Here is a 19,905-nt window from a genome sequence, read left to right as displayed (position 1 = left end):
CCACGGTCTTTTTAAATGTACGCTTTTCTTATACATAGTATACACTATACCTTATCTGATGGCAAACGATCAATTGGACTCGTGCCGGCATGGTCCGGCGGTTCTGCGAGATCTTCTGAATGGCTGATAAATCCTTCTATCCGGCTGCTAAACTTACTGGGAAGCAAGGGGGGATTCCCGTCCGAGTGTATCCACGGCGGTCACATAATAATTTTCACCCTCACCAATGCCTTGGTAAGTGGTTGATTTATGACCGGTGACGCTTGCTACCTGCTTGCCGTCACTTTGATAAATGCGATATCCGATGATATTAGCGTCGGGGTGCTCTGCCCAGCTTAACGTGCTTTCACTAGCGGACACACCACTAACAGCTTCAGGAGGATCTGCGGTGACCGGTGGTTCCTGTTCAAGAATGATATCACCGAGCAGGCCATCAGATTCATTAAGGTCGATGTACTCAAGAAATGGCGTATCTACGGCGAGGCCGTCCTTTGTGAATTCCGTCGGCGTCTCTTCCGGGGCGCGATAATTGACCCCGCTAATCGTGACGTAACGTTCTTCACGGGAATCATCTTTTTCTGCAGGCAAGTGTTCTTCGTTAAAAAGATCAGAACTAACCAGCCCTGCATCGTGACATTTTATTGAGGGCAAAAGGCCATTAATGCCGCAAATTGTTTCCCGTTCTACGCCATCCGGTGCGCTAAAATCATCTTCGCTAAAGATGCGTCCACTATTTGCATCAGCAGCCGCGTTCATCATCGTCGCCCATAGGCCTTGTACGCGTTGACTATAAGTGTGGCCATTAAACTGTCTTTCGATCGGCTGGGGTTGGTCATATCCTATCCATACACCTAATGTCACACGCGGGTTGAGACCGATAAACCAGGCATCATGATAATCGTCGCTCGTCCCGGTTTTTCCCGCCCAATCGCCATTGTCATTCATCATCGCCGGCAAAAATTGAGCGGTTCCGCTCTTTAATACATCCCGTAACATATCAATGGCGAGATAAGATGTTTCCGGAGAAAAAACGTCTACCGCTTCCGGTTCGTGTTCATAGATAATCTCCCCATTTTGCGTTTCAATCCGCTCAATCATATAAGATTCTGCCCTCGTGCCCTCGTTCCCGAAAAGAGACATGGCACTCGTATTTTCTTCCACTGTCGCGTCTATGGCTCCGAGAGCCGTGGCTTCATAAAGATGTTCATCGGGAAGGGAGAAGCCCATGTCAAGCAAATCGGCGTGCGCATCTTCTTGATCGAGTTGCTGGAAGGTTTTCATCGCAGGTACATTTTGCGAATCCTTTATGGCATCCCGCACTGACATAAACCCGCGATAACTGTCTCTATAGTTCGTCAATTTGGTTCCATCACTGTATGTTGACGGCACATCCGGAAGGAGATAGGCCGGTTGGACAACCCCGCGCTCCAGCGCGGAACCGTAAGGCATTAACGGTTTTATCGTTGACCCGATCGAGCGATGCCCCTGAGTGGCGTGGTTTAAATTTTCGCGTTCGAAATCCCGTCCTCCTACAAATCCGAGTACAGCGCCTGTTTCGTTATCGATCAAGGACGCGCCGATTTCTTCCGGTTTATCTCCGCGATCCGGACCGAAAAGGTTATCGTTGTCGATCGCTTCATTCATGGCATCATAGATGTTTTGGTCGATGGTCGTATGAATACGGTACCCCCCGAGACGAAGCTGATTTTTTGCCTCTTCCAAATAACTCTCCAGCATATTTGCATGGGTTTCATCGTCCAGAGTTGATACATCTACGTTGTTTTCCTCCAATAATACATCACGGAGAATAAGGCTCGCTCTTCGTTCCGTTTCATCGGTGAGGTAAGGGTAATCATCCAGGCTTTTGCGCTTCCCGGTTGATTTATCCGTTAAATGTTGTTCAATATCGTAGGTAAGAGCTTCCTCGTAAGTCTCGTCGTCGATCATGTCATTTTCATGCATGCGGGAGAGGACGGTTTCCATCCGCTTGATGCCGGCGGCTGAGTTATCCCTGACGTTACCGTCGGGATTAAAAGGGCTATAACTGAAGGGATTTTGTGGCATTCCCGCGAGATAGGCCGCTTGCGGGAGGTTAAGGTCTGAGGCGTCAACACCGAAAACGCCCTGGGCGGCCGTTTGTATCCCGGCGATTTGTGTGCCGGAGGCATCTCTGCCAAAAGGAACGATATTTAAGTAAGCTTCCAGGATCTCTTCTTTTTCAATATAATTTTCCAAACGGAGCGCGACCATAATCTCCCGGGCTTTTCTGTCAAAGGAGACTTCATTGGAGAGCAGCTGGTTTTTGACGATCTGTTGCGTTAATGTGCTTCCCCCCGTTTGTCTCCCTGTCCCGGCGATTTCCTGAAAGCTGGCGCGCATGATCGCTTTCGGAACAATGCCGCTATGTTCATAAAAATATTCATCTTCGGTGGCGATCATCGCCTGAGTGACGTAATCGGAGACGTCATCAAGCGGAACTTCCCGCCGGTGTAAAATTGATGGCAATTCCCCTAAATAGGTATCATTGTCAAAATATATCTCGCTCGTTTCTTCATAGTCGTGAATCTCTGTTTTCATGTCTTCGGCTGAATAGGTCGGAGCATTTTCTGCAAGGGAGACAAAATAACCGATACCGGTGGCGCCGACGAAAGTTAGGCCGATAAGGATCGTCAGGGCTATAATCAAATATAAATTCCAAAGAACCTGCCCGGTCATATCCAGACGGCGGACGAGTCTAGTCTGCGCCCATCGTTCCATCCAGGCGTTTAATTGATGCAAACGACGCTTCATTGGCCTCCCTCCTCCTGTTATTTTGTCGCTTTTTGCAAAGGCTCATGCGGTTGACTTTTAATTTCTTTTTGTGGTATAAAAAAGTCATTCATAATGCCGATAAACAATGAAGGCAACGAAGTAGTCGTTTGTGATTGAGGCCCAGAGAATCGGCGGGTGCTGCGAGCCGATCCTGTCATTGGCGACGAATTACATTGCCGGAGTTTTCTCTTGAGAGGTGACGTATCTCTGCGTTAAAGAGCCGAGGTGGAAGACAATTGTCTTCAACAAGGGTGGTACCGCGACACGTTCGTCCCTTTTTATGGGGGCGGATTTTTTTATGCACAATTTTATGAGGAGGCGTTAGTATGTCAGAAGAAATAACAGCGACACCAGAGCAGGAAAAAGAAATTGATCGACAAGTTCAAGCTCTGCAAAGAGGGGTCGTGGAGATTGTGCCCGAGGACGCTTTTCGGGAAAAAATCAAAAAAGCCGTCGTCACAGGCCAGCCGTTGAAAATCAAGCTGGGCATGGACCCGTCAGCCCCTGATGTCCACGTTGGGCACACGGTCGTCCTGCATAAATTACGGCAATTCCAGGAGTTTGGGCATGAAATCCAAATGCTTATCGGCGACTTCACCGGCAAAATCGGGGACCCGAGCGGAAGAAGTGAGACGCGTAAAGTTTTAACCTCGGAGCAAGTGGCGGAGAACGCGCAAACGTATGTAGAACAGTACGGAAAAGTGTTGGATATGGACAAGGCCACGCTTTACTACAACTCGGAATGGTTAAGTCAATTAATGTTCGAAGATGTGCTCAAATTGGCCGGCAATCTGACGGTCGCGCGTATGCTCGAACGTGAAGATTTTCATAACCGCTACACCTCCAATCAGCCGATTTCGGTGCATGAATTTTTCTACCCCTTGATGCAAGGCTATGATTCCATAGCGATGGATACCGATATCGAGGTGGGGGGCACGGACCAAACGTTTAACTTACTCATGGGACGGCAACTTCAAGAGGCGTATGGACATGAAAAACAGGTTGCGCTCACCTTGCCGCTGATCGAAGGCCTGGATGGCGAGCGCAAGATGTCGAAGTCACTGGATAATTACATCGGTGTTGATGAAGAACCGAATGAAATCTTCGGTAAAGCGATGTCTATTCCGGATGACCTCATGATTAAATACTACAAGCTGGCCACCGATGTTCCCCTTGCGGATATTGATCAGCTGGAAAAAGACCTGGCAGATGGCACCGTACATCCGCGGAATACGAAGCAACGATTGGCTCACAAGTTCGTGGCGATGTATCACGGCGAAAAAGAAGCTGACGATGCGCAGCGATATTTCCAAACCGTCTTCCGGGAACGGGCGCTACCCAAGGATATTCCGGAGGTTGAGTGGAAAGGGCAAGCGACGGTTCCCGTGATCAACTTGCTCGTTGAACTGGACATGCAGCCATCAAAGGGTGAGGCTCGGAAAATGATCCAAAACGGCGGCGTAAAGATAAACGAAGAAAAGGTTAATGACATTAAAACAGAGGTCGACGTTGAAGACGGTATGATCGTGCAAGTCGGCAAACGGAAGTTTACGAAACTGACCGTGTCTGAGTAACAAGGGGTGGAGAGTTAGGTCGCTGTTGGCGACGTAATGACTTCGGTGGTGAAGAGTTAGGTCGTCAAAAGGGTAGGTTGTCGACGTAATGGCTTCGGTGGAGAAGAGTTAGGTCATCAAAAGGGTAGGTTGCCGACGTAATGACTTACGCGACGTTAAGTTAGGGCCTCATAATCCGGCGTTGGAGACTTAATGACGTTTGCGATGATGGCTGCTTGTGATTAATCGGCAACCATTAAAAAAACAACCTCCGGCTTCGGAGGTTGTTTGTCTCTTTTATTAACGCGAATACCACTCAACGATGAGGGCTTCGGTAATTTCAGACGGCAGTTCGGAGCGTTCCGGCAAACGTGTGAACGACCCTTCCAGTTTGTCGCCATCAAAATCGATATATTCCGGCGTAAATGCCAGGGCTTCACGTGCATCTGCAATCACGCTCATGTTTTTCGATTTTTCACGTACGCCTAAGACCTGTCCCGGTTTCATCGTATAAGACGGGATGTCTACACGGCCGCCATCCACAGTGATGTGGCCATGGTTCACGAGTTGGCGCGCACCTTTGCGTGTGCGTGCCAGGCCGGCACGATACACAAGGTTGTCCAGGCGGCTTTCCAGCAAAATCATGAAGTTCTCGCCGTGAACACCTTTCATTTTACCGGCTTTTTCAAACGTACGGACGAATTGACGCTCATTGAGCCCGTACATAAAACGAAGCTTCTGCTTTTCCCGAAGCTGCAGACCATATTCCGATAGTTTCTTTCGTTGGGTAGGGCCGTGCTCACCCGGCGGGTAAGGGCGTCTTTCCAGTTCTTTTCCCGTGCCGCTAAGCGAAACGCCGAGACGGCGGGATTTTTTCCAGGTTGGACCTGTATAGCGAGCCATGATAGCTCCTCCTTTATCACGTGTTAGGCGTGAAAAAGACCAACGGTAGGCAATCTCTTACAACGCTCATTTTGCTTTCACACATCTTCGCTCCGACAGCCGGGAGTTACGGGATGCACCTCGAATTTCAGCCGCAGTCGAGGAACAAAATGAAAGGGTGCACGCTGCAAGTTCACCTTTGCTGCCTTTTAACACAACATACATTGTATAGACAATGAGCAACAAAGTCAACTGTGGTAAAATACAAGCAAAAGAAAGAAGGGATGAAAAAATGAACGAACTATCGAAATACATCGATCATACATTGTTGAAACCGGAAGCCACAAAAGATGATATTCTAGCATTATGCGATGAGGCTAGGAAACATCAATTTGCGACGGTTTGTATCCCGCCATATTGGGTGACGACTGTTGTGCGAGCGTTAGAAGGAAGTGGCGTAGGTGTAACGACGGTCATCGGTTTTCCGAATGGTGTGAACACGACAGCTGTCAAAGTCTATGAAACCGAAAAAGCGCTCGAAGAAGGCGCAACGGAAGTGGACATGGTGATCAATGCCGGCGCGTTGAAGTCGGGTGATGGAGATGGCGTACGCGAAGACATTGCAGCCGTGGTGAAAGCGAGCGCAGGACGAGCACTCGTAAAAGTCATCATTGAGACGAGTCGATTGAACGACGATGAAAAGAAAACAGCCACCCGCCTCGCCGTGGAAGCAGGCGCGGATTATGTCAAAACCTCGACCGGCTTTCACACCGCGGGGGCTACCCTTGACGACATCAAGCTCATGAAAGAAATCGTTGGCGATCAAGCGAAATTAAAAGCCTCCGGCGGTGTCAAAAACGCGAACGATGCAAAAGCCTTTATTGAAGCCGGAAGCGATCGGATTGGAACGAGCTCGGGGATCGCGATTGTTACGGGAGACGATGGAAGCGGGGGGTATTAGTGGATGATTTCTTTGCGCGATGGGGGTCGCATATTGGTTAAAAGAGGTGTCATAGAGGAATCTACTGTGATTCCTCTATCTCTGCAGATCTGTCACTCTGCCCCACTGTTCGCTTTTTTGATCCCCTTAATCACGCCTACGTGCATGCCTTCATGATATAAGGTGAAATTCAAAATCTCCCCGACTGTTGACAGGGACATAAACGGTTCTGCAGCTTCATCATCCAGCTGACCGGACAATGATTCCTTCAGTTTGGCCGGCTGTTCCTCAAGATGTTGTTTTATTTCATCGAGTGTCGGGACTTCGCCTTCCCACTCAGCAGGACTTGTCCCCGGGGCAAACAGTTCAGGGTAGCGAGAAGGCGTTTCAATATTTTTCCCGCCATAATTTGAGAGTAGAGCATTTTGAACCGTATAGATGTGACCGAGGTTCCAGCGGATCGTATTGCGAAACCCTGCAGGCATTTGATCGGCCTGTTGCTCTGACAAGTCTTCGAGTTCTTTCAAGGTATTTTGTCTGATCATGTTGACTTGCTGGAAAATCTGTTTTTCGTTCATAGTGATCCTCCCTTCTTTTGCCTCAATAGATAAGTATCTTGTTACGTATACCCCGCTATGATTGGTCTTAAACGTCAACAAACAAAAATGGAGCCAAGCATTCGATCATGCTGCTCCATTTTAAACATCAGTCATTCGCTTCATCCTTCTCTTACCGCCCAGACAAAAGATACTACCCAACCAACAAACGTCGAGCGACGATAGAAACCTTTTTTCTAATCCTCTTGCAAAAGTGACAATCGTGGGAAGTATATACAAGACAAATAACAACAGAAGGAAAGCGCCCAAAAGAAACGGAGCCGTGAAATCCATCATTTCCACTGCCAAGGTTTCCAACACAAGGATCACACCCTTTTTTGGTATCTACCTTAAGTATAGTTCGAAAGTTCCTGGTTTTTAATGGATGTTCAGTGCCTTTATATGTATATTTTATGACAATTAACAATCCTTTTACTGATTTATAAGGGAGAACGGAAGATGAATATGGAAGAGGCATGACAAATGGATTAAATGCTTTCACTGGTACGAAAATGCCTTCAAATGATCATGACGATGACCGAAAAAATAAGAAGTTAAACTCCGCAATTTTTTGTGTACAAAACTCAAGGAGGTTACTTCTTTTTATAAAAGAAGATGAGCGACAGCACACCGACGATTAACGATCCGCAGGCACAAGCTGCCATGATCCATTGATATACCGTCATAGGATAACCCTTCCGATTTATGTTCAGATTTCGATATTTATGTGATACATCCTGTTTAAAAAACCCACCCGAGCGCCGGGTGGGTTTTCCGATCATAACATTGTGGAAGCGGGTTCTGTTTCGAGCATCTCCACAATGTTATTTTCTTCGTTCATTATAGCAACCTTCGGTTTGTGGTTTTTTGCAGCTTCGTCAGCCAAGAGGGCGTAGGTTAAAATAATAACAATATCCCTGGGCTGCACAAGCCTGGCAGCCGCGCCGTTCAGACAGATGCCGCGCTTGCCGCGCGCCCCTTTAATCACATACGTTTCAAAACGTTCGCCGTTATTATTGTTGACGATTTGGACTTTTTCATTTTCCAACAAGTCTACCGCATCCAGTAAATCTTCATCGATGGTAATGCTTCCCACATATTCAAGATTTGCCTCTGTGACACGCGCCCGATGCAGTTTTCCTTTCATCATGGTTCGGAACATTATTGTCCCTCCGTTGCAAAGGGAGCATCGTACAGTTTTTCAAGCTGATCATCTTTCATTGTGAATGTGTTACCCGCTTCAGGAAACGAACGGGCTTTCACATCATTAACATAATTCCCTAACCCGTCTTCAATCTGGGACGAAATATTCGCGTATTGTTTTACGAACTTCGGTACGTGGTCAGATTCATAGCCAATGACGTCGTGATAGACGAGCACCTGGCCGTCGGTGTCAGCGCCACCGCCAATGCCTATCACCGGGATGTTCAACTGTTCCGCTACGAGAGCGCCGAGCTGTTTCGGCACGCATTCAAGCACAATGGCAAACGTACCGGCTTTTTCAAGTGCCTTTGCTTCATTGATCAGTGTCTCAGCCTCAGCAGACGCCTTGCCCTGCACTTTATAGCCGCCAAGCACGGCAACGGATTGCGGTGTCAAACCTAGATGTCCCATAACGGGAACGTCGGCTTGCACCAATCGCCTGACGGTCTCAACGGCTTCCATGCCGCCCTCAAGCTTAACGGCATCGGCTCCTGCTTCCTGTATAAGGCGCTTGACGTTTTCGGTTGTTTCGGAAAAATCCCCATGGTACGAAAAGAAAGGCAAATCAGTGACGACGAATGTGTCGCGTGCCCCTCTTTTCACCGCTTTCGTGTGAAGCATCATATCATCGACGGTGACCGGAATGGTGGAGTCATACCCAAGCACAACCATGCCTAACGAATCACCGACCAGGAGCAGGTCAACACCCGCACGTTCCGCGAGTCTGGCTGAAGGCGCGTCATAGGCCGTAAGCATAGCGATCGGATCCCCGTCTTGTTTCATTTTCCGAAAAGTAGCTGTCGTTTTCACATTCTTTCCCTCCAGTTTCATGTGTTCAAAGACCGCATGAAACGGCAAAAAGCCTTCTTCCAAGGGATGAAGGCAGAAAGATAGCGCATACAAAAAGCTTTGTGATCTCCGCGCTGTCCCAGTCCTCTAGGGATCCAAGCAGCTGTTAAGCTTTTTTTGCATGTTCCACTAACATCGGTGCCGTTCCTTACAGATACAGCCCTTGTGAGGATAGTATAGCATGCGTTCGCGCGTTTTTGTATATTTTTTTGAATGCGTTCATCCCCGAATATACGGCGCAATTCGCTCCACAAACGCTTTCAGCCATTTTCCTTCTTCTTCCGTAAAACGGCCGATGTCGGGGGAATCAATGTCGAGAACGCCAAACAACTCGCCATCGATCACGATCGGGACGACGACTTCCGACTGGGAGGCCGCATCGCAGGCGATATGCCCCGGAAATTCGTGTACGTTTTCCACGACCTGGGTTTCTCTCGTTTCGGCGGCTGTGCCGCAAACGCCCTGACCGATCGGGATGCGGATGCAGGCGGGGAGCCCCTGGAACGGTCCGAGAACGAGTTCGCCTTCCTTGTATAAATAAAACCCTACCCAATTGGTGCGATCGAGAAATTGATTCAACAGCGCGGCTATATTCGCTAAATTGGCGACCTGATCCTTTTCATCAGCGAGCAGGGCTTCTGCTTGCTGACATAACTGTTCGTATTTTTTCTCCATATTTTTACTGTAAGTGACAGGTTCAAACATGTTTATAACGCCCTCTTCCCTATTCAATGTCTGCCTTTATTATAACATGGCGAAAAGCTTTATAAGAAGTCGAGAAGTATTGGCAGGAACGTTTAAGGAAGAAGCGAAAATAGTAAGGAGAAGCTAATTACAGAATGGAGGCGACGAAGATGACGGTAAATTACGGCACGAAAACCAAGGTCGCCGAGGCAGCTATTGATCTGTTTATGACAAAAGGATACAGCGGAACTTCTGTACGGGCTATTGCCAATCGCGCAGGGGTAAATGTCGCGTTGATTTCTTATTATTTTGGCGGAAAAAAAGGGATGCTGGAACACTTGCTCAACGATTATCTGGAAGGATATTTACAGGAACTTGAAAAAGGGTCCGAAAGCGCGGAGGGCAGTTACCAGAGGTTACTCGCGATTATTGAAGCAGCCCTCAAGTTCCAGCAAGAGCATCACCGTATGGCGAGGCTCGTTTTACGGGAATTAACGCTCGATTCCATTCTCGTCCGCGAAGTAATGGCAAGTTATTATATGAAAGAAAAACATCTAATCACACAAGTGTTGGAAGCAGGAAAAAAAGAAGGGGTTTTCAAAGGAATGCGAAAAGAGTGGGCGATCCTGCATTTACGCGGAATGATCACCATGCCGTTTTTGCATGCACAGCATATCCGGGAAGTTTTTCATCTGGAGCCACGGGACCGAACATTTTTACATCATTATATGAAGCATGTGCGCCAGTTTGTAGAGGTGCAAATTTGTGAACCCCAGTCATCTCCGGGGTCATTGGTTGCTCTGTCTTAGGTATACCCGATGAAGGCGTATGAGCAAATGCCACGCTCCATCGAAGGGTTGGAAGGCGCGGGAGAGTGGCACGAATTAAAAATAATGATGCCCGCGCTGCGAAATAAAAGGGTGCTTGATTTGGGCTGCGGTTTCGGTTGGCATTGCCGATATGCCCGTGAAAAGCAGGCAAGTTATGTGGTTGGTGTGGACCTATCCGAAAAAATGCTTCATAAAGCGCGTGAAAAAACAGCTGACCCTTTTATTTCATATGTAAACATGGCCATTGAAGACATTGCATATCCAGACGCTGCATTTGATGTGGTGATGAGTTCGTTAGCGCTTCATTATGTTAAATCGCTTAAAGCCATCAGCAAAAAAGTCTATAATTGGCTAACACCCGGAGGAACATTTATTTTCTCGGCGGAGCACCCCATTTTTACTGCACGACACGAACAAGATTGGTATTACGATGGAAACGGGAAGCGTCTTCATTGGCCCATCGATCATTATCAATCAGAAGACGTCCGTGAAACGATGTTTTTGGGCGAAAAGGTTGTAAAATATTGCAGGTTTTAGTATTAAAGCCATCAGTGAACCAGTTCCTTCCGAGGAAATGTTAAAGCGTGTGCCCGAAATGAAAGACGAAAAACGAAGGCCGATGTTCCTTATGGTCGCAGCGGAAAAACCGAAATAAAGAAAACTTGGCTTATCGCCAAGCCTTTAAGGCGATAAGCCTTAGTTGCACTTATGCAGGATAAGAAAGTGGTTTATACCTTTCTTATCTGCTAAATAAAAACGCTCCTATAGGCTGGAGCGTTTTCTTATCGCGCGCAGGAACACAGATGGTTATCGAATGTCAAACAGTATTTCCGGCAATTCTTCCCTTCCCTGCCCGAGTCCGTCCGGGTGATGGGCATCGGAGCCATACACGAGCGGGATCCCCATTCCGGCCGCTTTTCGGGTGATATCGACGGGCGGATAAGGCTGTCCGCACATCGGTTTAACGACGCCTGCGCCATTGATATCCAGGGAAAGCCCTTCTTTTTTTGTTGCGGCCAGAACTTCATGGAGCCAATGTGTATCATCGGGGAGTGCAACCTCTTTCTGAAATTTGCGCACGAGACTCACGTGCCCGAGTCGCCGGGGCTTATACTTTCCAAGGTCAGCAGCAATGGAAAGGAGAAGCGTTTCATAATACCGGGTGACCAAAGCTTCGATTCCCCCTGATTTTTCCGCTAGAGACTGAAAAGTTTCCAGGTTATAGTCGAGGAGGCCATATGCGTTCCGGGTATAAATGAAATGGACGGAGAGAATGGCGTCATCAAGGGCAGGACCATACTCATCGAGCAACCGCTTCGTCTCTGCTTCGTATCCCTCAATAAAATCAACTTCCAGGCCGATATGAATATCGATATCTTTATGGTAACGCTGTCGTACATCGACGATCGCACTGATATAAGTGTCCAGATCGGCGAAGGGCATCCCGCTGTCTTTTGCAGGTGTCGGGTCGGTAAATCCCTCCGGTAGCGGCGCGTGTTCACAAAAACTGATCCCTTTATAACCCAGCAGTAACGCTTGTTCAATGTATCGATCAAGGGTCTCACGGCTTCCGTGTGGACAATAAGGAGTATGAACGTGGCCGTCAAATTCAATGTTTTTCATCTTTTGCCTCCAAACTTGTAACTATTATCCCAAAATCCATGTTATCATAGAATATATGACATTTTTTCCTATGAAGAGTCGAAACATATAAAGGAACGCTACGGATAACTGGAGTGAGGATAATGGTGTATTTTTTCATCGCGATTTTTGTGGTTATTGCTTTGGTCGTTGCCTATGGGGTATTTAATCGTCGGCATATTTATCAAAGGGTAGACAATTTGGATCAGCGCAAAGGCGAGGTTATGGGTGCGCCTGTCGCTGATGAAATCAGCCGCGTGAAAGGATTGACGATTTCCGGAGAAACCGAAGAAAAATTTGAGAGATGGCGTCAGGCCTGGGATGAGATCGTTGATGAACGCCTTCCGGAAATGGAAATGGAATTGTTTGACATTGAAGAAATCGCGAATAAATATCAGTTTCGCCGCGCAAAAGATAAACTTCTGGAGACGGAGAATCGTTTAAAGGAGATCGAGAAAGAAATATCCGAGATTCGCCATGAAGTCGAGCAACTCGTCAACAGTGAAGAAAAGAACCGTGAGGAGATTGAAAAGGTTACGGAAACTTACAGAGAGGTCCGTTCCTTGTTGTCCCGCCAATGGCGAGCGCTAGGTGAGGCGGCCGCTCCCCTGGAAGAAGCGTTGAAAAAAAGCCAGGAAGAGCTGGATATGTTCTATGAGGAGACCGAAAGCGGCAACTATATGCGTGCGCGCGAACGCTTGTTATTTTTACAGGAAACGTTGGAACGGCTACAGGGACAAGTTGAAACCATTCCCGCATATTTACATGAGATCGATGTCGAGATTCCAAAACAAGTTCGGGAATTACGCTCGGGAGTACGGGAGATGGAAGAGCAAGCCTTTTCTTTTCAACATTTTACCATTCATGATGATCTCAAGGACATCGATGCATCACTGGCAGACCTGAAAAAAAAGGTAAACGCCCTGGAACTGGATAATGTCAGTGAAAAGCTGCAGCAAATCAAGGAAACGATCGAACAAAATTACCGGACGATCGAAGAGGAAGTCGAGGCAAAGCATGAAGTGGAAAAAGGGCTGGAGTCATTGAGGACACGTCATAAAACCCTTGTTGATGCGATGTCCAATTTAGACCAGGAGCGAGCCAATATTGAAGTCAATTATCATCTTTCTGATAAAGACAAAGAAAATTTTGAGTTGATAAAAAAAGAAATTGGTGATGCCGAAAAGGACCAGCAAGTGCTGGAAGACCTCTATGTCGATCACAAACAATCTTATGTGGACTTACAAACGACCGTGAAAAATGTGGATGAGCAAATGGCTGCGACGGAAAAAAACATCACGGAATCGCTGGAGCGACTTCAGGAAATGCGCGGAGAAGAAAGACGCGCGATGGAACAATTGAAAGTGTTGCGGGTATGGTTGAAGGAAACCCATTATAAGATGCAAAAAAGCAAACTTCCGGCCGTCCCGGAAATGCTTGTCGATCAGCTGGATGCGGCAGGCAAGGAACTGGAAAAAGCGACGGCGTTGTTGGAAATGACGCCTCTGGAGATGAGGAGCATACAGGATGCGCTTGAACAGAGCCAACAACAAATGGAGGCAGCCGCTGATACCCTCGATAAGATTATTGATGAAGCCAATTGGGCGGAACGCCTATTGCAATTTGGCAATCGCTACCGTCGCGAATTCGAAGAACTAAATCCCATTCTTAATGATGCTGAAAGACAATTTAGAAATGGTTTTTACGAGGACGCGATTCGCGATACGTCACAAGCTTTTGAACGGCTCGTTCCGAATGCATTCACTAACTTGCAATTAGAATGGGGCAAGCGAAGCCAGCGGCAAGTAGCTCTGGATAAAGTGAGATAGGGTTCGGTGATGACTTGGGGCACTAACGATTTCGGTTGGTGTCCCTAATTTTTGGTCAAGCTCCACTGTATGCTATAATATAAAGCCGTATCAGCCTTATAATAAGGAGAACGACTCGATGATTTATTTAGATAACAGTGCGACGACTGTAGCTTTTTCCGAAGTGCTGGAAACGTATCAAAAAACGGCTCTTCGTTATTTTGGCAATCCGTCTTCGTTGCATGGTTACGGTTCGGAAGCGGAGCATTTATTGCGCCAGGCGAGGCAGTCGATCGCGGGCATATTGGATATAAAAGCAAATGAACTGATCTTCACATCCGGAGGTACGGAAGGGAATAATCTCGCGATTAAAGGGGTTGCCTATGCTCGTCGCAGGCGCGGCAATCATATTATTACGACCGCCGTTGAGCATCCATCGGTGCTGAACACTTGCCGTTATTTGGAAAAAAACGGATTTGAGGTCACGTACCTGCCTGTGGATAACGACGGGTTCGTCAGTTTGCAAGATGTTAAAGATGCGAGTCGCGAAGAGACGATACTCGTATCCATTATGCATGTAAATCATGAAACGGGAGCGATTCAACCTGTAGAAAAAATCGGGGAATGGCTAAAAACCCGGGAAAAAATTCGTTTCCACGTGGATCACGTTCAAGGGGCGGCTAAAGTGCCGTTACACCTTCATAACAGTGGCATTGACCTGTGCACGCTATCCGGACACAAGTTCCATGGCCTTAAAGGCACGGGAATGCTTTATATCCGTGAAGGGGTCCAGATTGAACCTTTGCTCCACGGGGGAGGTCAGGAGCAGAACCTGCGTTCAGGGACGGAGAATCTGCCAGGCATTGTGGCATTCGCAAAAGCATTACGTCTGGCTTATGAGCGTTACTCAGAAGCCAAACAAGCGTTACAAACCCATAAACATGAACTCATGCAAGCGCTCCGAAAACGGGAGGGCATGCTCATCAATACACCGGAAGAAGGAAGCGCCCCTCATATTATTAACGTTTCTATCTCGGGCACTCGTCCTGAAATTGTCATCCAGGCGCTTTCGAAGAAAGATATCCATGTCTCTTCGAAATCGGCCTGTTCAGCACGCCTGCAAACGGCGAGCGAAGTGCTCGATGCCCAGTTTGGTCCCGGGGAACGCGCCGAGACAGGCTTACGTTTCAGCCTGGGTTACAATACGACTGAAGTCGATATACAACAACTTCTGGAGGCGCTGGACGAGGTTGTTCCGGAGATCCGCCGCGTGAAAGAGGTGAAAGCATGAACGTCGACCATATCCTTGTACGTTACAGTGAAATCGCGTTGAAGGGAAAAAATCGCGCTACATTTGAACGGACGTTAAAAGGCAATATCAATCGTGCCCTCGCACCTTTTCCACAGGCGCGAGCAAAGCGGACGACCGGAAGATTAATCGTGGACATTCATAATGAAGACGCAGAAGCGATCATGAAAAAACTCCGGCATATTTTCGGGATCGTGTCGTTATCCTATGCCTTAAAAACGAGCCATGAGCTTATTGATATCCAGGCAACCGCCCTGGAGGTGATGAATCAAAACCAATCGGCAAAAACGTTTAAAGTTAATGCCCGTCGATCTTATAAATCTTTCCCCATCCGCTCGCAGCAATTGAATCATGACGTTGGAGGCTATGTTTTAAAAAACAGCGAGGGCATCACTGTCGATGTTCACAATCCGGATGTGGAATTGCTCGTGGAAGTGCGGGAACAAGGCACTTATATTAGCGCCGGCAAAATTTCCGGTCCCGGTGGTTTGCCGGTTGGTTCATCCGGAAAAGTGATGCTTATGCTCTCGGGAGGGATTGATAGTCCGGTTTCCGGCTATCTCGCCTTAAAGCGAGGGACACAAATCGAAGCGATTCATTTTCACAGTCCGCCATTTACAAATGAGCGGGCCAAGCAGAAAGTGATCGACTTAAGCCGCGTGCTCGCGGACTACGGTGGTTCTGTCCGTCTGCATGTCATTCCGTTTACCGACCTACAGCAATATATTCACGAAGAGGTCGCGATGAACTATGAAATGACGATTATGCGGCGCGTAATGATGCGAATCAGTGAACAAGTCGCCCGGGAACAAGAAGCCCTTGCCATCGTTAACGGTGAAAGCCTCGGTCAAGTGTCGTCACAAACGCTCGAGAGCATGCACACGATCGAGGAAGTGGCAAATACTCCGGTCTTGCGTCCGTTAATTACGATGGACAAAGTCGAGGTGACAGATATTGCCAAACAAATCGGCACGTATGAAACCTCGATATTGCCATATGAAGACTGCTGCACGATTTTCCTTCCCGCGGAATCAAAGACGAAACCGAAAAGAGAAAAAGCCCGCTTCTATGAATCGTTTTTGGACATGGACGAGAAGATCAACACAGCCGTCTCGAACCGGGAAACATTCGTCATTGACGCTGAGAACCGGTCGAACGAGGCGTTCGCGGAATTGCTCTGAGACCAATGAAATGATTGCATTTTAAGGAAGGGTCTGGGACAATAAATCGAGGTCATTTCCTATAAGATGAAACGTCCATCGGAGATGGTTCTCCCTCTCTGATGGGCAGTTGAACTTATTCGTACTTATGGGACATTTATGGGAATACATAGAGGAGGAATGACATGAACGTCAAACGCTGGGTGGCGTTGCTTGTAGCCGTAGCCGTATTGGGCATAGCCTTGATGTTTAACATGTTTGCCACCATCGCTACCGCCGATTTTGGAGAGGTCTTTGAAGGAGCAGCTGTTGATGAGCCATATGTGGAAGAAATTGAGGAGACAGGGACGGACGGCCGGATTGTCGTTCTTGAATTAGAAGGAGCCATTCAGGATTTAGGGGAAGATAACCCTTTTGCACCTGTAGACTATAATCATCAGCAGTTCCTGGATATGCTGGATGGCGCTATGGAAGATCAGACGGTTGACGGGATCGTTATCGAAGTCGATAGCCCGGGCGGAGGGCTGATCGAAAGTGACGAAATTCACGATAAAGTGACTACCGCACAAGAAGAATTCGACAAGGATGTCTACATATCCATGGGCGGAATGGCCGCTTCCGGAGGTTATTATGTAGCCGCTCCCGCCGATTACATTTCCGCTCATCCGTCAACATTGACCGGATCGATTGGCGTTGTGCTGTCGGGCGGCATTGGAGGTCTGAATTTTTCCGAGTTGCTTGAAGATCTTGGGATTGAAGATGACACCATTACGACAGGCCCCTATAAGGATATTCTGAGTCCGACCCGTGAGATGGAAGATGACGAAGAGGCTATGCTCCAGGATATGGCCGATGAAATGCTCGATGAATTCGTGGACGTCATTGTGGAAGGACGCGATATGCCTGAAGATGAGGTAAGAGATTTAGCGGATGGCAGCATTTACACGGGAAATCAAGCGCTGGACAATGGTCTCATTGATGGAGTGGGCAGTCTCGACGACACCCTTGAAACCATGCAGGAAAACCTGGGGCTTTCCAACCCTGAAGTCGTACGCTATCAATCCGAAGCGGGCTTTGCATCGTTATTAGGTGGTGTCGTCAACGAGATCAGGGGTGATGACGTATCAGACCTCGTGTCCGTGCTTCAACGGGAGAGCTCACCAAGATTAATGTACCTATACGAACAATAAAGGAGGGGTGAATCTTGGACATACCTTACGATGAAAGAGAAGAAGGGCTTGGGCAACATCGGGAGCAAGGTGAAGAAGTCAAACCGACGCAAGTCATTGAAATGAGTATATATGCCGGCTTTTGGATGCGGTTTTGGGCTTATATTGTTGACTTGATTATCGTCTTTTCACTGAATGCTTTGTTTATCAGGCCCATTTTTATGTTCCTGGATGCCTCTCCGACATTATTTTTTGGGATCACGGTCGTCGGCGTCCTAACCGCTATTGTCGCTTATATTTATTTTGCGGTCATGACGAAACTGATCGGGCAAACGCTCGGGAAAATGATCTTTGGACTCCGTGTACGCAGGGAAGACGGAAATCCGCTCACATGGGGAGATGTTTTCTTTCGTGAAGTGGCGGGACGCATGATTCATCGCGTGCTTGGCTTTACCAACCTTATGTACATCGTCGTAGCTTTTCACCCGCAGAAAGCAGGTGTCCATGATATGCTTGCCGACACAAGGGTCGTCTTCGATCGTCGCCAGAATAGCGTCAGGGACGATCGTATAGAGGAAACAGGAGAAGATGAGAACCGCGTGCCGTAAGGCACGCGGTTTCGTGTTTTTAAGGAGAAGGGTGGGGATTTTGTTCGTTATCGCTGGCGTCCTCTTGCGTCAAAAGTTTCTCGCTGTTCATATTGAGCATGTCCAACATCGGGCAATAGCGCGTGATGCCTTCTGCTACCTTCATTGCCGAATAAAAGGAAACAAGCACAGGTAACGTCCGGTCCGAATGCCTGTTCATTTTCGATGTCCCCCAGGCTAACCCCGTGAAACCGCACGTAATGCGCATAATGGCGTCGAGCGTTCCTACATTTTTGTTCATGGCTGTATTGCCTCCTTTCCGCTTTATTAGTATGATTCATTAAGGCAAATCCATACGGCATAGTTTAGGCTCGCTCGCTAATGACTATACTGCAAATAAAAACGGTGATTTATATGACATGGGTGCTCGTGGGTTTCATCATCGTTACGTTTTTACTGATTTTGTGCCTGTTTCTTCGTGTGAGGGTTCACATTAGCTATCAACAACAGGGGCAAGATAATGACGGGAGCTTGACGGTTTCCATTTTGCGGGGACTCATTAAAAAGCAGTGGGAAGTACCGACGATGAAAATGGATGAAGACTCTTTTTCCATGGATTATGAGGCTTATTCGTCGGGCTTATTCAGTAAAAAGAAAAAAAAGAAGCAAGAAAAGAAGGGGACGCTGAAGGATGTGGAAAAGCAACGGGAATACATGCAAACGACGTTGCATCATGTCGCTGGCTTCACACGAATCCTCCGTCGCTTTCTGAAAAACGTCCGTGTCAGGGAATTCCGGTGGGAAACCGTGATCGGAACCGGTGATGCCGCGTCTACAGGGACCCTTTCGGGGGTTGCCTGGACGGGAAAATCCGCTTTGTTCGCTCTTGTTGCCGAGAAAATGAGCGTCAGGCATTTGCCCGATTTAAAAGTGACGCCCTTGTTTCAGGCTGCTTTTTTTCATACCTCGCTTTCCTGTATAGTAACTTTCTCTGTCGGGAATGCTATGCGTGCGTTGATCCAGGTTTTAATACACGCCCGAATAAAGGATGAACCAGCGTCTAAACATAAACCTGAGGATCGAAATGTATCGAAGGAGGCATAAACGTTCATGTCAGAGCATCCGATTCAAGGCTTAATGCAAACAGCCATGGAAAACATTAAAGAAATGGTTGATGTGAATACGATCATCGGCGATCCTGTCGAAACTCCGGATGGCAGTGTGATTATCCCGGTGTCGAAAGTAGGTTTTGGCTTTGCCGCCGGCGGAAGCCAAATTGTAACGGAACGAACTGAAAACTATGATGACGAAGAAAGTCTCCCCTTTGGCGGAGGCAGTGGCGGAGGTGTCTCCATTACCCCCATCGCTTTTCTCGTCGTCGGCACAGCCGGTGTTAAAATGATTCATCTCGATAACCAAACCCATTTTTATGAGAAATTGCTCGAGCTCGCCCCGCAAGTGGTGGAGAAAATAAAACAATTGATTCGCGATGATGATGACGATGAGGACTTACATCATGTCGAGGGGCGTCATTATCCGCATATCGATTAAGAGAGACAAGCCTCAGCCTCCCCGCTGGGGTGTTTTTATTAGCATGGGCGGGAGGGTCGGGGTGAGATCGCCGATATATTTGCGGGATCGCCGAGATAATCGTGTTGTTGTACCTCAATGGGGGTGGGGGCCAGTTGGGTGAAACCATTCGGGTAGCTGATCGGCTGTCGAACGGTGTCATTTGAGTCGAGTGAAACCATTCATGTAGCTCATCGCCTTCTGAGAGGTGTCGCTTGCCGAAATCACCGAAATCATCCCCCAAAAGAGGAACGGGCAAGCCCGCGAGGTATGAAATCGCCGAAATCATCCCCCAAAAGAGGAGCGGGTAAGCC

18 protein-coding genes, 1 pseudogene and 1 other annotated feature are annotated in these 19,905 nt (G+C 47.8%); of the genes and pseudogenes, 11 read left to right on the top strand and 8 right to left on the bottom strand.

Annotated elements, in window-relative coordinates:
- Nucleotides 1-153 precede the first annotated feature (153 nt).
- Entirely contained in the window at nucleotides 154-2,790 is a 2,637-nt protein-coding gene (locus tag BLS58_RS08600; RefSeq protein WP_090397994.1) for a transglycosylase domain-containing protein, read from the bottom strand.
- A 97-nt stretch (nucleotides 2,791-2,887) separates the two neighbouring features.
- Nucleotides 2,888-3,090 (top strand) — a binding site (T-box leader).
- A 47-nt stretch (nucleotides 3,091-3,137) separates the two neighbouring features.
- Here BLS58_RS08600 and tyrS point away from each other — a divergent pair.
- Nucleotides 3,138-4,385, top strand: a complete 1,248-nt coding sequence (gene tyrS / locus BLS58_RS08595; RefSeq protein ID WP_090397992.1) for a tyrosine--tRNA ligase — start codon at nucleotides 3,138-3,140, stop codon at nucleotides 4,383-4,385.
- Between the two features lie 279 nt (nucleotides 4,386-4,664).
- Here tyrS and rpsD read toward each other — a convergent pair whose 3' ends face one another.
- The gene (gene rpsD, locus BLS58_RS08590; protein ID WP_090397990.1) at nucleotides 4,665-5,267 is read right to left on the bottom strand and encodes a 30S ribosomal protein S4; all 603 of its coding nucleotides are present in this window, start codon (nucleotides 5,265-5,267) and stop codon (nucleotides 4,665-4,667) included.
- 271 nt (nucleotides 5,268-5,538) lie between these two features.
- On the opposite strand from rpsD, the gene deoC reads away from it, so the two are divergent.
- Entirely contained in the window at nucleotides 5,539-6,207 is a 669-nt protein-coding gene (deoC, locus tag BLS58_RS08585; protein ID WP_090397989.1) for a deoxyribose-phosphate aldolase, read from the top strand.
- 92 nt (nucleotides 6,208-6,299) lie between these two features.
- Here the strand turns inward: deoC and BLS58_RS08580 are convergent, their stop codons facing one another.
- The 4 genes from BLS58_RS08580 to BLS58_RS08555 all read right to left on the bottom strand — a co-directional run bounded on the left by BLS58_RS08580 (nucleotide 6,300) and on the right by BLS58_RS08555 (nucleotide 9,539).
- Entirely contained in the window at nucleotides 6,300-6,764 is a 465-nt protein-coding gene (locus tag BLS58_RS08580; protein WP_090397987.1) for a DinB family protein, read from the bottom strand.
- 796 nt (nucleotides 6,765-7,560) lie between these two features.
- A complete protein-coding gene (gene panD, locus BLS58_RS08565) occupies nucleotides 7,561-7,944 on the bottom strand; it encodes an aspartate 1-decarboxylase (RefSeq protein WP_090397980.1) in 384 nt (127 codons plus the stop codon).
- Nucleotides 7,944-8,795: a 3-methyl-2-oxobutanoate hydroxymethyltransferase gene (gene panB, locus BLS58_RS08560; RefSeq protein WP_245723111.1), complete on the bottom strand. Its 852-nt coding sequence runs from the start codon at nucleotides 8,793-8,795 to the stop codon at nucleotides 7,944-7,946. Before panB ends, panD begins: the two co-directional genes overlap by 1 nt.
- A 258-nt stretch (nucleotides 8,796-9,053) precedes the next feature.
- On the bottom strand, nucleotides 9,054-9,539 hold the full coding sequence (locus BLS58_RS08555) for a GAF domain-containing protein (RefSeq protein WP_090397978.1): 486 nt from the start codon (nucleotides 9,537-9,539) through the stop codon (nucleotides 9,054-9,056).
- Between the two features lie 149 nt (nucleotides 9,540-9,688).
- Between BLS58_RS08555 and refZ the strand changes: the two genes are divergently transcribed.
- Together refZ and BLS58_RS08545 are read left to right on the top strand one after the other, a co-directional pair.
- Nucleotides 9,689-10,327, top strand: a complete 639-nt coding sequence (refZ, locus tag BLS58_RS08550) for a forespore capture DNA-binding protein RefZ (protein WP_090398195.1) — start codon at nucleotides 9,689-9,691, stop codon at nucleotides 10,325-10,327.
- A 9-nt stretch (nucleotides 10,328-10,336) separates the two neighbouring features.
- A pseudogene (locus BLS58_RS08545) lies at nucleotides 10,337-11,003 on the top strand (class I SAM-dependent methyltransferase).
- A gap of 152 nt (nucleotides 11,004-11,155) precedes the next feature.
- Here BLS58_RS08545 and hisJ read toward each other — a convergent pair.
- Complete coding sequence (gene hisJ, locus BLS58_RS08540) at nucleotides 11,156-11,971, bottom strand: histidinol-phosphatase HisJ (RefSeq protein ID WP_090397977.1); 816 nt, start codon at nucleotides 11,969-11,971, stop codon at nucleotides 11,156-11,158.
- 122 nt (nucleotides 11,972-12,093) lie between these two features.
- Here hisJ and BLS58_RS08535 point away from each other — a divergent pair, with 122 nt between their 5' ends.
- The 5 genes from BLS58_RS08535 (at nucleotide 12,094) to BLS58_RS08515 (ending at nucleotide 18,043) form a co-directional block, all read left to right on the top strand.
- Complete coding sequence (locus BLS58_RS08535) at nucleotides 12,094-13,818, top strand: septation ring formation regulator EzrA (RefSeq protein ID WP_090397975.1); 1,725 nt, start codon at nucleotides 12,094-12,096, stop codon at nucleotides 13,816-13,818.
- Nucleotides 13,819-13,936: 118 nt separating this feature from the next.
- Nucleotides 13,937-15,088, top strand: coding sequence for a cysteine desulfurase family protein (locus BLS58_RS08530; protein WP_090397973.1), 1,152 nt, complete (start codon nucleotides 13,937-13,939; stop codon nucleotides 15,086-15,088).
- Complete coding sequence (gene thiI / locus BLS58_RS08525; protein WP_090397971.1) at nucleotides 15,085-16,287, top strand: tRNA uracil 4-sulfurtransferase ThiI; 1,203 nt, start codon at nucleotides 15,085-15,087, stop codon at nucleotides 16,285-16,287. Before BLS58_RS08530 ends, thiI begins: the two co-directional genes overlap by 4 nt.
- A gap of 164 nt (nucleotides 16,288-16,451) precedes the next feature.
- A complete protein-coding gene (gene sppA / locus BLS58_RS08520) occupies nucleotides 16,452-17,456 on the top strand; it encodes a signal peptide peptidase SppA (RefSeq protein WP_090397969.1) in 1,005 nt (334 codons plus the stop codon).
- 14 nt (nucleotides 17,457-17,470) lie between these two features.
- Entirely contained in the window at nucleotides 17,471-18,043 is a 573-nt protein-coding gene (locus tag BLS58_RS08515; RefSeq protein WP_245723110.1) for an RDD family protein, read from the top strand.
- Nucleotides 18,044-18,062: 19 nt separating this feature from the next.
- On the opposite strand, the gene BLS58_RS08510 is transcribed toward BLS58_RS08515, so the two are convergent.
- The gene (locus BLS58_RS08510) at nucleotides 18,063-18,323 is read right to left on the bottom strand and encodes a YgaP family membrane protein (protein WP_090397967.1); all 261 of its coding nucleotides are present in this window, start codon (nucleotides 18,321-18,323) and stop codon (nucleotides 18,063-18,065) included.
- A gap of 80 nt (nucleotides 18,324-18,403) precedes the next feature.
- On the opposite strand from BLS58_RS08510, the gene BLS58_RS08505 reads away from it, so the two are divergent.
- Entirely contained in the window at nucleotides 18,404-19,126 is a 723-nt protein-coding gene (locus BLS58_RS08505) for a DUF2953 domain-containing protein (RefSeq protein ID WP_090397964.1), read from the top strand.
- Between the two features lie 6 nt (nucleotides 19,127-19,132).
- Nucleotides 19,133-19,573 carry a GerW family sporulation protein gene (gene ytfJ / locus BLS58_RS08500; protein WP_090397962.1) on the top strand — a complete coding sequence of 147 codons (441 nt, stop codon included), beginning with the start codon at nucleotides 19,133-19,135 and terminating at the stop codon, nucleotides 19,571-19,573.
- Nucleotides 19,574-19,905 lie beyond the last annotated feature (332 nt).

Origin of the sequence: Natribacillus halophilus (genome assembly GCF_900100185.1) — a bacterium.
Taxonomy (GTDB): domain Bacteria; phylum Bacillota; class Bacilli; order Bacillales; family Marinococcaceae; genus Natribacillus; species Natribacillus halophilus.
The sequence above is the reverse complement of the archived record's forward strand: the minus strand, read 5'-3'. Positions and strand labels throughout refer to the sequence as shown.

Bases quoted from the DNA above. Each gene is read 5' to 3' on its own strand.
- BLS58_RS08505 (WP_090397964.1), top strand. From the start codon at position 18,404: ATGACTATACTGCAAATAAAAACGGTGATTTATATGACATGGGTGCTC.
- tyrS (WP_090397992.1), top strand. From the start codon at position 3,138: ATGTCAGAAGAAATAACAGCGACACCAGAGCAGGAAAAAGAAATTGAT.
- deoC (WP_090397989.1), top strand. From the start codon at position 5,539: ATGAACGAACTATCGAAATACATCGATCATACATTGTTGAAACCGGAA.
- BLS58_RS08600 (WP_090397994.1), bottom strand. From the start codon at position 2,790: ATGAAGCGTCGTTTGCATCAATTAAACGCCTGGATGGAACGATGGGCG.
- BLS58_RS08510 (WP_090397967.1), bottom strand. From the start codon at position 18,323: ATGAACAAAAATGTAGGAACGCTCGACGCCATTATGCGCATTACGTGC.
- refZ (WP_090398195.1), top strand. From the start codon at position 9,689: ATGACGGTAAATTACGGCACGAAAACCAAGGTCGCCGAGGCAGCTATT.
- hisJ (WP_090397977.1), bottom strand. From the start codon at position 11,971: ATGAAAAACATTGAATTTGACGGCCACGTTCATACTCCTTATTGTCCA.
- panD (WP_090397980.1), bottom strand. From the start codon at position 7,944: ATGTTCCGAACCATGATGAAAGGAAAACTGCATCGGGCGCGTGTCACA.
- ytfJ (WP_090397962.1), top strand. From the start codon at position 19,133: ATGTCAGAGCATCCGATTCAAGGCTTAATGCAAACAGCCATGGAAAAC.
- BLS58_RS08580 (WP_090397987.1), bottom strand. From the start codon at position 6,764: ATGAACGAAAAACAGATTTTCCAGCAAGTCAACATGATCAGACAAAAT.
- BLS58_RS08530 (WP_090397973.1), top strand. From the start codon at position 13,937: ATGATTTATTTAGATAACAGTGCGACGACTGTAGCTTTTTCCGAAGTG.
- thiI (WP_090397971.1), top strand. From the start codon at position 15,085: ATGAACGTCGACCATATCCTTGTACGTTACAGTGAAATCGCGTTGAAG.
- rpsD (WP_090397990.1), bottom strand. From the start codon at position 5,267: ATGGCTCGCTATACAGGTCCAACCTGGAAAAAATCCCGCCGTCTCGGC.
- BLS58_RS08555 (WP_090397978.1), bottom strand. From the start codon at position 9,539: ATGTTTGAACCTGTCACTTACAGTAAAAATATGGAGAAAAAATACGAA.
- sppA (WP_090397969.1), top strand. From the start codon at position 16,452: ATGAACGTCAAACGCTGGGTGGCGTTGCTTGTAGCCGTAGCCGTATTG.
- BLS58_RS08535 (WP_090397975.1), top strand. From the start codon at position 12,094: ATGGTGTATTTTTTCATCGCGATTTTTGTGGTTATTGCTTTGGTCGTT.